Below are 13,189 nucleotides of genomic sequence, written 5' to 3' on the forward strand. Positions count from 1 at the left end.
GTATATTTTTAGTAATCCCCCTGATGAAACAGTGAGAGTTTTTCTGTTTTGCCGTAAAATAGCGGAAATGTTAATAACAACTAAAGTATAACCCGTGGGGCACGGGTTATACTTCCGTACCCCACGGAAGTAGGACTTGTCGTTATCTATATCTACACCAACTACGGTAGGTTAATATTAATTAACGATTTCTCATTATTAGTAGTTCCGAAAAGAACATACCCATAATAAAAGTGCCATGCCCAACCGCGTACACAGGTTGAACATGGCTGAATATAGGTTGTTGGGGGCTTAAGAATTGAAATCAGGTTTTCCCCAGTCTTCGTATTCAAAGGAACCTTCTTTGGCACCGATGTCGTCTTCATCACCGGGCTTGATGGAATGGTCCGGGTCGTTATCTATGCCGATACTCCATACTTCCATCAAAGCGTTGCCATCTACTTCAATCACCTCAACAAGAGGTTTTATATATGCTGTTTTTTTCATTTGTTCGCTCCTCGTTTATTTAATTATTACCTTTTTGCCGTTGTGGATGTACACACCCTTTGAAGGCTTGCTTACCTGTACACCATTCAAATTATAGTAAGGCGCATTGTCGTTGTCCTTGCCAAACTCGGTAATACCGTCGATGCCCGCAGGAACATCCTCATCGTCGAACACAATGCTGAAACCCTTGGCAGGACTTGTCGGGCTGTTTTTCAGACGGAAGTATGCCTTGAAGTAAGGGATTTTAACTCCATCCATGACCTTTACGAACTTACCATACTTCTTGCTGAAAGCATAGTATTGGAAGCCTGGCTCATTCGTGATAGATACATCTTCTACTGCTTCAACCATGCGATTTTCAGCATTTTTGTTGTAACCAACAGCTTGAAGTTTATCTTCTTTATGCATTTGGTCTTCGTCCATCTGGCAGTAAGAAGTTACATTGTCTGTTTTCTTACTACGGATAAGTGCACCAACGTATGCAGGTACATAATAGTCATCGAGGCTGTATGCACGTACGATAGGGTTAGAAGCGGCATAAGCATAAGTGTAATCTACCGGAACGTATGGCTTAATGTCGTTGGCATCTTTTCCTGTCGGGTACTTTACATCGAATGGGAAGCATACAGTGCCTCCGTTCTTATTGGTTATCTGTGGAATTTCGTGCGTGATGTTCAGCGTGTGATTGTCAATCTGCCATTTGTCCTTATAAGCGGCAACCTTGCTTTGCTTTACATAGATGTTCTGGTTGTCGGTAAATGGGTAATAATTTGGGGTCTTGAAACTGACAGACGCCATGTTTGGAACCGTATTGTCTACAAAATAGATGTTCTTGATCTTGTTGTTTTCTCCGCTCGTGCTTTTCTTGCTGAATGCATTGAGTCCTATTTCCTCCAGATCACCCAAGAACACTACAGTCTCAGTTGCCTGATTGTCCTCAAAAGCATAATCGAGTACTGTAGCTACTTCATACGTATTGGTAGTTCCGTTGTACTTCTCGTTTACCTTTTCTGGAATAATGACCGAGTTTCGTGGCGTGTCGAAAGCGATGACACCCACTGTGTTTATTGATGTGGGGAAATACTCAATGCCACGGTCATAATCGGGATTTGGGGCTATAAACGAAGGATGAATATCCTTAAATCCTTTGGTCTTCATGTTGGCTATGGTTGTTGCATTGTTGGAATCCTCGAACCAACGCTTACGCACAAACAGGGTAATTTTTGTAACATCGGTGTTTAGGAAAGCCCTATCTTCCAATTTAGGAATGTCGCCTAAGAAGCTGATAGACGTCAGGTTCTTGGTGTTAGAGAAAGCGAAGTCGCCGATTTCTGTCACCGTTTTCGGAATCGTTACGTTGGTCAGCTCCACACAACTATAAAAAGCGGAGTCGATTGCAGTGATGAAAGATGGCACCCGCGTATATCTGCTGTTGGCTTTTCCCGGAGGAAATGTCATCAGACGTGTCTTGTCCTTGCTTACGAGCATACCGTCAAGAGAGGTATATTTCTCATTGTCCTTGTGCACATTGATGGATACCAGTTTGCTGCATGAGGTGAACGCCTGCGATGCTACGTTGGTAGTACCGGCAGGAATGTCTATTGACTCCAGTTTCTTACAACTGTGGAAGGATTCTACTCCCAGTGTTTTCAGAGACTCGGGCAGTTTGATGCCTGTAATTGCGGAGTTCTGGAAAGCATTGCGACCAATCTTCTCTAATTGGGAATTGTCGGGGAAAGTTACGTTAGCCAGCTTGCTGCATTCCGTGAATGCGCTCTCGCCAATAGTCGTCAGTGAGGCTGGCATCTTGACTTCAGTCAGTGCAGTACAGTTCTGGAAAGCTCTCGTGCCGATTGTTTCCAAGCCTGAATTTTCGATATTCAGGTTTACCAGACTCTTGCAATTCAGGAAAGCGTTATCCCCGATGCTCTTCAGTGACTTAGTATCAGCATTAACCGTTGTCAATGCAGAGCAGTCTTTAAAAGCTTCCTTTCCCAATGGGATTTTGCTGTTGGCACCGATATTGACTGTTTTGAGATTGGCGCACCCTACAAAAGCTCTGTCAGCCATTTTGTTAAGTTGTGAGTTGGCATCAAAGTTTAAGGTCTGCAGGTTTTTGCAGCCATAAGCCACTTCATAACCCATTTCTTTAACCGATGCCGGAATAGTGAGTTCCGTTACATTTTTCAAAGAGCGGAATGCAGATGAACCGATATAAGATACCTGTGATGTTGCATCAAAGATAATCTTGCTGTACTCTGACCCCTCAAAGGCACCGCTTTCAAGTCTCTTGACCGTATTGGGGATATGCTGATCCACTGTCTTTCTCACATTGCAGAAAGCGTATAGCCCGATAGTTTCTACTACGGCAGGAATCGTATATTGTTCCCCCGGCTTCTGGTTGCATGGGAAAGCGTAGAGTGTCTTTTTGCCTTTGGTAAACATTACGCCATTTTCAGACTCGTATTTCGTATTTCCAGCGTTCACAGTGATTTCAGTCATCCTCTGGCAGGAAAGAAAAATATTATGTCCCAAATCTGTTGCTGACGCAGGAACATTGACCTTTAGCAATTCACTGCCATAGAAAGCACGGTCGCCGATTTTGGTAACACCCTCGGAAATCGTAACTTCCTTCAACTTTGCATACATGAAAGCTCTGTCTGCAAGCTCCACGCCTGAAGGGATTGTTATTTTTTCCAACTTTGAACGGAAAAAAGCTCTTGTTGCGATTTTCTTTACTGAGGTAGGAATATTGTAGCTGCCGTCTGTAAACTCTTTACCCTGTGGACTTGAAATCAACTCTTTCTTCTGTTTATCGAAGAGTATGCCATTGTCTGCAGAATAGTTGGGATTCCCTGCAACCACTGTAAACGTAGCCAATTTGTCACATTCTGAATAAAATCCCTTATCTGCCGGAATGTTAGTCATCTGGGCAGGGAAATTGAGAGATGTAAGTTCCTTGCATCTATTGAATACAATTCCATTCATAGTGGTTGAACTCCCAAGATTTATGGAAGTCAGGTTGTTGCAATTTGTAAAGGCTCCGACCTCCAAAGTCTTTATCTCTGCTGGCACGTTGTACGAGGTAGCCGTCTTTCCTTGCGGATAAAGGATAAGGGAGCCGTCCTTTTTACAGAGGACACCGTCAATGTCCTTCCACGTGACATTGGTGCTTGCTACCGTTATTTTATTTACCTTGGGGCTGTTTGTAATAAGATTTATGCCAAGCTTGGTTACCGACGCCGGAATATTAAAACTCACAAGGTCCGGACTTTCAGAAAATGCGCCGTTTTGAATCGACTCAATTCCTTCCGGCAGGGTCACGGATGTTACGCCTTCAATATTGAAAGCAATTGGTTCTACACCGATTACGTTGTATTCTGTGCCGTAATCGTCTGTGATTTTTTTCGGAATCGTAATGGCACCGGTCTTGGTGGTTCCCGTCGACACGTAAACCTCACCAGGGGTAACTGTACCGGAAGCAGCAGTGGAAACCTTGGTAATCTTGTAAGAGATGCCGCCTACATCGATGACATCACCTACATTGTACGCTCTCATTACTGATGTCATCGCCAGTAATAGGAGCAACAATAAAACTTTTGTTTGTTTCATGTTTACATTTGATTAAAATTAAAATATCGTTTTTTATAACTTTTGAATATTCTTGGAAAAAACTTCTAAACTTATCTTCTGTTGGCAACACTTGACCAACGGACACGATGATTTAGGGAAAGAAATTCCATTGGTTTCCTTTTTCTATCAAGGTTGCACGCAATGCCTCTCGCGCGTACGTTTAAATATTTGTATAAGAATTTAGCGACGGTGCGCCTGTGTGTTGGCAAAATATTCGAGCTAACCAAATATAACGAGTTAAAAATTGCATAAACATCTCTGTTTCCTTGCAACTTATCCATACCGTTATTATATAAATCAGAATAACACATTTTTAAGTTATTTATCCTTTGCAGCACAAATCTTTTCATAAATTGGTGCAAAGATAATAAATATTTATGATATAAACAAGAATAGTTATAAAAAAGCGTGAAACGATATATATCAACATACTAATATATAGCTTGAAAAGAAAGAAGTATTATAACGTTAATTCGGCATAAGAAAGCAGATTAAGTAGACTATCTCTCAGATATTTTTAGCCCCCCTAATGAAACCGTGGAGTTTTTCTGTTTTGCCGTGAAGCGGCAGAAATGTTAATAACAACTAAAGTATAAGTAGTGGGGCACTACTTATACTTTAGTGCCCCACTGAAGTAGGACTTGTCGTTATCTATATCTACACCAACCACGGCAGGTTAATATTAATTAACGATTTCTCATTATTAGTAGTTCCGAAAAGAACATACCCATACTGAAAGTGCCATGCCCAACCGCATACACTGGTTGAACATGGCTGAAATAGTTATTAGTTATCCCAAGAATTAAACCCCGAAAATCCCCAGTCATCGTCAAAAGAACCCTCCTTGGCACCGATGTCGTCGTCTTCGATTTCCTCTCCCGGATTAACCTGTACACTCCACCATTCGCCGTCCATAAGCGTATCACCATTCACGATAACCACTTCTGCTTTGGGCTGTATATATTCTTTTTTATTCATTTCGAAATCTCCTTTATTTGATGATTACTTTCTTTCCATTATGTATGTATACTCCCTTGGCAGGATTGTTCACTCTCATACCGTTCAGATTGTAGTAAGGCGCACTGTCATTGGCGTCTTCTGCTACCTCGATGTTTTCAATGCCCGTTGTAGAAGGGTCGTCATCGTCGAAGCGGAACGAGAAACCTTTAGCCTGATTGTTGCTGTCCAGCTTCAAATAAGCACTGAAGTAAGGCATCGTGTTACCCGGAGCCTGCTTAATCTTCAGGAATTGTCCCTTGCTCTTGCTGAAAGCATATAAATTGTTGTTGGCATCGCTCATTACCTGCGTTTCCTCAACAACACCCACCATCTTGTAGGTAGATGCAGAATACTTACCCGATGGGTCGTTTACGGCGTGATGGTCTTGTGCATCGGTCATCTCGCAATAAGAGGTGGCACCGGCAGCGTTAGGACTGTGCAGCAGCACTCCGAGGAAAGCAGGTACATAGCCGTTGTCGATACGACGTGCCCTAGCATACGGATATGCAGGTGTCATGCGGCTGAAATCAACGGGCAGATAAGGGCGAACATCGCCGTTGTTGTTGTACTGCACATCGAACGGATAGCAACGAGTTGCACCGTAACTGTGGGTTGTCTGTGGAATTTCGTGCGTGATGTTCAGATTATGATTATCAATCAGCCATTTGGTCTTATAATTGTCTACCTTACTCTTCTTTACATAGATATTCTGACCGTCGGTAAATGGGTAATAATCCGGAACTTCGAAGCTGACAGATGCAAGGTTTGGAACCGTATTGTCTACAAAATAGATGTTCTTAATCTTGTTTTCGGCAGTACTTGTCTTCTGTTTGCTGAATGCATTAAGACCGATTTCTTCCAAATCACCCAAGAACACTACTGTCTCAGTTTTCTGATTGTCCTCAAAAGCATAGTCAAGTACTGTAGCCACCTCATAGGTATTTGTCTTTCCTTTGTACTCCTCCTTTACCTCTTTTGGAATAATAACCGAACTGCGAGGATTCTCAAAGGCGATGACACCTACTGTGTTCATTGATGTGGGGAAATACTCAATGCCACGGTCATAGTCGGGATTTGGGGCTATAAACGAAGGATGAATATCCTTAAAGCCTTTTCCTTTCATCTTGTCAATGATTTCCTTATTGCTTGGATTCTCGAACCAAGCCTTACGCACAAACAGCGTAATTTCTTTAACATCAGTGTTGAGGAAAGTCCTGTCTGCCAATGTAGGAATGTCACCAAGGAAACTGATAGACTTCAGGTTCTTGGTGTTGGAGAAAGCAAAATCGCCAATTTGTGTTACCGTTTTCGGAATCGTTACATTGGTCAATTCTACACAACTGTAGAAAGCGGAGTCGATCGCAGTAATGAAAGACGGCAGACGTGTATATCTACTGTTTGCCTTTCCCGGAGGGAATGTCATCAGACGGCTCTTATCCTTATTTACCAGCATGCCGTCAAGAGAGGCATAATTTGGATTGTCTTTGTGCACGTTGATGGAAGTCAGCTTGCTACATGAGGTAAACGCCTGCGATGCTACATTGGTAGTACCGGCAGGAATGTCTATTGACTCCAGTTTCTTACAACTGTGGAAAGATTCTACTCCCAGTGTTTTCAGAGACTCGGGCAGTTTGATGCCTGTAATTGCGGAGTTCTGGAAAGCATTGCGCCCGATTTTCTCTAACTGTGAATTGTCGGGGAAAGTTACGTTAGCCAGCTTGCTACATTCCGTGAATGCGCTCTCGCCAATGGTCTTTAGTGAGGCTGGCATGGTAACGGCTGTCAATGAAGTACAGTTCTGGAAAGCTCTCGTGCCGATAGTTTCCAAGACCGAATTTTTGATGTCCAGAGTTGTCAGGTTCTTGCAATTCCGGAAGGCATTATTCCCAATGCTCTTCAACGAGCCGGATTCGACCTTGACCGTTGTCAATGCTGTACAATCTTGGAATGTATTGTCACCCAATGCAATGGGGCTGTTAGCTTCGATATTGACCGTTGTGAGTTTTGGGCAGCTTGCAAAAGCTCTGGGAAGCATTCTTTCAAGTTTTGAGTTGGCAGCAAAGTTTACGGTCTGCAATTTTGGACAGCCATAAGCCACTTCAGTACCCATTTTTTCAACCGATGCCGGTATAGTGAGTTCCGTTACATTTCTCAAAAGGCGGAATGCAGACTCTTCAATAAGAGAAACTTGTGATGGATCATCGAAGATAATCTTGCTGTAGTGTGACTGCTCAAAGGCACCGCTCTTAAGTACCTTGACCGTTTGGGGGATATGCTGCTCCACTGTCTTTTTTACATTGCAGAAAGCGTATAACCCGATAGTATCAACGGCAGCGGGAATCGTATAAACTTGTTCCGGTTCCTTGTTGCAAGGGAAAGAGTAGAGTGTCTTTTTACCTTTGGTAAACATTACACCATTTTCAGATTCGTATTCCGTGTTTCCATCTGCCACAGTAATTTCAGTCAAGCTCTGACAAGTAAGAAAAATGTTATGTCCCAGCTTGGTTGCTGATTTAGGAACCTTAACGGTTTGCAATTCACTACTATAGAAAGCACGCTCACCAATGGTTGTAACACCTTCAGAAATATCAACAGTCTTCAGCTTTGAATATGCAAAAGCTCTGTCTCCAATCTCCACGCCTGAAGGGATTTTCACGTTATCCAACTTTGAATAGAGAAAAGCTCTTGTCGAGATTTTCGTTACTGTGTTGGGAATGGTATAGCCGCTTGGAAAATCTTTTCCTTGTGGGCTCGAAATCAGCTCAGTCTTGTTTTTATCGAAGAGTATGCCATCTTCTGCGGAATATTTGGGATTCCCTGTTGCCACAGAAAACGAGGACAAATTATCACATTCATAATAGAAACCTTTCGTTGTCGGAATGTCAGTCATCTCGGCAGGGAAAGTGAGAGATGTAAGATTCTTACAGGTATTGAACACTATTCCCGTCATGGCGGTTGAATGTCCAAGGTTTATGGAGGTCAGGTTTACGCAATCGGTAAAGGCTCCGGCCTTCAAAGTCTTTATAGATGTTGGCACGGTGTACGAGCTTTCCGTCTTTCCTTGCGGATAAAGGATAAGAGAATCATTCTTTGTACACAGGACGCCGCTAATATCTTTCCAATCAGCATTGCCGCTTGCCACCGTTATTGTCTTTACCTTGGGGCTTTTAACGATAAGTTTCTCGCCAATCTTGGTTACCGACGCCGGAATTTTAAAACTCTCAAGGTCCGGACTTTCGGCAAATGCGCTGTCGGCAATCGTCGTAATTCCTTCCTGTAACGTCACTGATTTTATCCCCGCTTTGTTGAAAGCATTTGCCCCTACGCCGGTTACATTATATTCTGTAGCGTAGTTGTCTTTGATGCTTTGGGGGATAGTAATGTTACCGGTCTTGGTTGTTCCCGTCCATACCGATACCGTACCGGGGGTAACCGTACCTCCACACTGGCAGATGCCTTGGTAATCTTGTAAGCGATATTGTCTACTATTATGACATCGCCCACATTGTACGCCCTCATTACCGATGTCATCGTCAGTAATAGGAGCAACAATAAAACTTTTGTTTGTTTCATCTTTACATTTGATTAAAATTAAAATATCGTTTTTATAACTCTTGAATACTCTTGGAATATTCTTAGAAAAATCTTCTAAACTTATCTTATCTTCTATTGGCAACACTTGGCCAACGGACACGATGATTTAGGAAAAGAAAATCAACGAAATTCCTTTTCCTATCGAGGTTGTACGCAATGCCTCGCGCGCGTACGTTTAAATATTTGTATAAGAATTTAGCGACGGTGTGTGTGTGTGTGTGTGTGTGTGTGTGTGTGTGTGTGTGTGTGTGTGTGTGTTAGCAAAATATTCGAGCTAACCAAATATAACGAGTTAAAAGTTGCATAAACATCTCTGTTTTTTTGCAACTTATCCATACCGTTATTATATAAAGCGGAACAACACATTTTTAAGTTATTTATCCTTTGCAGCACAAATCTCTTTATGAATTGGTGCAAAGATAATAAATGTTTTTGATGTAAACAAGAAAAGTTATAAAAAAGCGTAAAACGATATATATCAGCATACTAATATATAGCCTGAGAAGAAGAAAGATGTATTATAGGTTACGATTCTTTCAGCAATTGCTCGGCAACAGCTTCCAATTCGGCATACCATTCTTTGCCAAAACGGCGAATAAGCGGACCTTTTAAGAATTTATAAATAGGCAAATCGAGTTCCCTACCCTTCTTCACGGCGTCTTTGCAAATGTCCCAACGATGATAATTCAGACCGACAAGATTGTTGCCAAACTCTTTTACACGAATGGGATAGAGGGCACACGAAATAGGTTTCACGAAGTTTGTCTTCCCCTCACGATACGAACGCTCCAACGCACAGAGGCAACAATCTTTGTCGTGGTAGGTAAAAACACAGTCTTTTCCGTGTACAATGCCGGTTACCAAGTCGCCTTCTCGGTCGGTATAAGCGATGCCCTGCTTGTCGATAACGGCTTGTGCAGAAGCACTGAGGTCGCTCCACACCGTATCTACGGCGTCTTCGATGGCTGCTATTTCGTCCATAGAAACAGGCGCACCTGCATCGCCTTCCACACAACAGATACCTTTACAAGCGTCGAGGTCGCAACAGAACTTCTCCGTTATAACGTCAGGTGAAACCAAAACATCGCCAACCTGCAAGATAGGCATCATCTTCTTATCGCTCATTTCTTTCCTTTTCTCTTTCCCAAATAGGAATTTACCAATCTATTTCGTCCAATCTCTGCTGCTTTAAATAAGCGTTGCAACATGTAAATTGGTGCTTTTTAAATTTATATCTTTGCCTTGCAGCAGGGTGGTATGACTCGATTATACAATGACGTTCGGTATCTATCAGTCTTTTTTTCTTCCTTGCATCATTTCCCCAAAGCATAAATACAATGTTTTCACGGTTTTTATTTAATGCTTTAATGGCTGCGTCTGTAAAATTCTTCCATTTTAATCTCTTATGACTATTGGGTTTAGCATCACGCACAGTCAGTGTTGTATTCAGTAACAACACACCTTGTTCAGCCCAACGAGTCAAATCGCCTGATTTGGGCATAGACTTGCAAAAGTCTTCTTCTATCTCTTTATAAATTTTTCGGAGCGATAGCGGCAGCTTTATTTTTTCAGGCACAGAGAAGCTCAAGCCCATAGCTTGTCCGTTGTAGTAAGGGTCTTGTCCAAGAATAACTACCCTAACCTTATCGAATGGGCAAAGATTAAAAGCATTGAAAATAAGCTCTTTTGAAGGATAACATACTTCATTTTCATACTCGCTATTTAGTTTTTCAACGAGTTCAGCAAAGTAAGGTTCTTCAATTTCTCCCCTCAAATTTTCTTCCCATGAAGCTTCAAGAGGAACATCTGTACCATTAATCTGCAAGATAGGCATCATCTTCTTATCGTTCATTTCTTTCCTTTTCTCTTTCCCAAATATGGATTTACCAATCTATTTCGCCCAATCCCTGCTGTGCTAAATAAGCGTTGCAACGTGAAAACTGATGCTGTCCGAACCAGCCACCTCTATTTGCCGACAGCGGAGAGGGGTGCACCGATTCGATAATACAATGGCGATTGGCATCTATCAATCGCTTTTTCGAGCGGGCAAAACCACCCCAAAGCATAAACACAACGTGTTCGCGATGGGCATTGAGTGCCTCGATAGCGGCGTCTGTGAAGTTCTGCCAGCCCAAAGTTTGATGACTGTTGGCTATATGCGCACGCACTGTCAGCGTGGCATTCAGCAGCAACACGCCTTGTTTTGCCCAACGTGTTAGGTCGCCCGATGTGGGTACGGGTTTGCCAAAGTCGTTTTGTATCTCTTTATAAATGTTTTGGAGCGATGGCGGCAGCATTATTCCTTCGGGCACAGAGAAGCTCAAACCCATAGCCTGCCCTTGCTCGTGATAAGGGTCTTGCCCAAGAATAACCACCTTAACCTTGTCGAACGGACAAAGATTAAAGGCATTGAAAACGAGCTTTCCCGGCGGAAAGCACAATCCGTTTCTATATTCGTTGCGCACACTTTCGGTGAGTCGGGCGAAGTACGGCTTTGTAAATTCCCCCTCCAAATGTTGTTTCCAAGAAGCCTCAATATCTACCATAACATTTTCTTAGATACAATTCAGCCCTATCAAGCATAAGTCTGATAGGGCTAAACCATTGTTTCTATCTTTATTTATCTTCTATCAGACATTCGCCGGTCATCTCTTTGGGTTGTTCCAAGCCCATAATGTGGAGAATAGAAGGCGCAACGTCAGCCAATCGACCCGACTTTACACGAGCCGAATTGTTGTCGGTAACGTAAATAAATGGTACAGGGTTCAACGAGTGTGCCGTATTTGGCGAGCCGTCTTCGTTCAAAGCATTGTCGGCATTACCGTGGTCGGCAATGATGATAGCTTCGTAATCGTTCGCCTTTGCTGCTTCGATAACCTCCTTCACACATTTGTCTACCGCATGAACGGCTTTCGCAATGGCATTCATAACGCCTGTATGACCCACCATATCGCCATTGGCAAAGTTCACAACAATAAAGTCGTACTCTGCCGTATTGATGGCTGCAACCAACTTATCTTTCACTTCGTAGGCACTCATCTCCGGTTTCAAGTCGTAAGTAGCAACCTTTGGCGATGCCACCAATATGCGGTCTTCGCCCTCGTAAGGCTCTTCACGTCCACCATTAAAGAAGAATGTAACGTGTGCATACTTCTCTGTTTCAGCCGTATGCAACTGTTTCTTGCCTTTCATGCTTAGGTATTCGCCAAGCGTCATCGTAACATTCTCTTTTGGGAACAGAACGTGAACACCCTCGAAACTTGCATCGTATGGTGTCATACAGTAGTATTGCAAATCCTTTATGGTGTGCATACCCTGCTCCGGCATATCCTGTTGCGTAAGAACGTAGGTAAGTTCCTTTGCCCGGTCGTTGCGGAAGTTGAAGAAAATAACCACATCGCCCTCGCCAATGGTTCCGTTTACATTTGCATTTGTGATTGGCTTGATGAACTCGTCGGTAACTCCGTCGGCATAACTTTCCTCCATAGCTTTCACCATGTCGGTAGCTTGCTTTCCTTTTGCATCGACAAGCAGGTCGTAAGCCTCCTTTACACGTTCCCAACGCTTATCGCGATCCATTGCTAGAAGCGTCCAACGATAGATGCAATGTGCGCACCGTTGGCGTCGCATACCTTCTGTATGTCGGCAATAAAGCCGGCACCGCTCTTCGGGTCGGTATCTCGACCGTCCATAAAGCAATGTACATAAACGTCGTTCAAGCCGTATTCCTTGCCGATTTCGATTAGTTTATGAAGATGTTCCAATGAAGAATGAACGCCACCGTTAGACGTTAAACCCATCAAGTGAACCTTCTTACCTGTCTTTTGCGCATAGCTGTAAGCGTTAATGACTTCTTTATTCTTCAGAATATCACCGCTTTGGCACGCTTTATTAATCTTTACTAAATCCTGATATACAATTCGTCCGGCACCAATATTGAGGTGCCCTACTTCCGAGTTACCCATTTGACCGTCCGGCAGACCCACATTTTCGCCCGAAGCCTCCAGCTGTGAGTGTGAAGAAACTGCATTCAGATAGTCCAAGTAAGGTGTTGGCGTATTGTAAATAACATCTCCTTTACCATGTTTTCCGAGACCCCAACCATCGAGAATCATCAGAAGTGCTTTTTTTGCCATAATTATTTTATTCCTTAAATACCTATTTTATTGATTTTTTATCCATTGCAAAGGTAGCAAAAAACTTACAAAGCACAAAGAAATAAGACTTTAAAGCCTTATTAAAGCATTAAAAAAAGTGCAAACTCCCTTATACAGATTATCGCTTTCCGATTTATCAATAACGCAGGCTCGGCATAAGAATTATGCCGGCATATTGTTTATTAAGATACTTAAAGAAGGAACTGTTTGAGATTTAATATGCTTATAATCAAGAAGAAGCGAAGTATCTTCGTCCTCAAATTCTTGCGGTGAACTCGCATTATTCATGAGCGAAAAGAAAACAATAAAAACGTAAATAT

General features: G+C 42.6%; 7 protein-coding genes and 1 pseudogene. All 8 read right to left on the reverse strand.

Translation table 11 applies throughout. From position 1 onward, the window contains the following. Positions 1-291: 291 nt before the first annotated feature. Entirely contained in the window at positions 292-486 is a 195-nt protein-coding gene (locus JCM15124_RS06025; protein WP_024998709.1) for a hypothetical protein, read from the reverse strand. 15 nt (positions 487-501) lie between these two features. Further along, complete coding sequence (locus tag JCM15124_RS06030; protein WP_024998710.1) at positions 502-4,044, reverse strand: leucine-rich repeat domain-containing protein; 3,543 nt, start codon at positions 4,042-4,044, stop codon at positions 502-504. An 861-nt stretch (positions 4,045-4,905) separates the two neighbouring features. Continuing rightward, a complete protein-coding gene (locus JCM15124_RS06035) occupies positions 4,906-5,097 on the reverse strand; it encodes a hypothetical protein (protein ID WP_024998106.1) in 192 nt (63 codons plus the stop codon). A gap of 13 nt (positions 5,098-5,110) precedes the next feature. Then, entirely contained in the window at positions 5,111-8,797 is a 3,687-nt protein-coding gene (locus JCM15124_RS06040; protein WP_024998711.1) for a leucine-rich repeat domain-containing protein, read from the reverse strand. A gap of 440 nt (positions 8,798-9,237) precedes the next feature. Further along, positions 9,238-9,837, reverse strand: coding sequence for a DUF3109 family protein (locus tag JCM15124_RS06045; RefSeq protein ID WP_024998712.1), 600 nt, complete (start codon positions 9,835-9,837; stop codon positions 9,238-9,240). Positions 9,838-9,868: 31 nt separating this feature from the next. Further along, positions 9,869-10,564: a uracil-DNA glycosylase gene (locus tag JCM15124_RS06050; protein ID WP_024998713.1), complete on the reverse strand. Its 696-nt coding sequence runs from the start codon at positions 10,562-10,564 to the stop codon at positions 9,869-9,871. Between the two features lie 31 nt (positions 10,565-10,595). Next, positions 10,596-11,258, reverse strand: coding sequence for a uracil-DNA glycosylase (ung, locus tag JCM15124_RS06055; RefSeq protein WP_024998714.1), 663 nt, complete (start codon positions 11,256-11,258; stop codon positions 10,596-10,598). Between the two features lie 70 nt (positions 11,259-11,328). Beyond that, positions 11,329-12,848 (reverse strand): annotated as a pseudogene (gene gpmI / locus JCM15124_RS13475) (2,3-bisphosphoglycerate-independent phosphoglycerate mutase). Positions 12,849-13,189 lie beyond the last annotated feature (341 nt).

The sequence above is a fragment of the Prevotella falsenii DSM 22864 = JCM 15124 genome (assembly GCF_000613945.1).
In the GTDB taxonomy this organism is placed as follows: domain Bacteria; phylum Bacteroidota; class Bacteroidia; order Bacteroidales; family Bacteroidaceae; genus Prevotella; species Prevotella falsenii.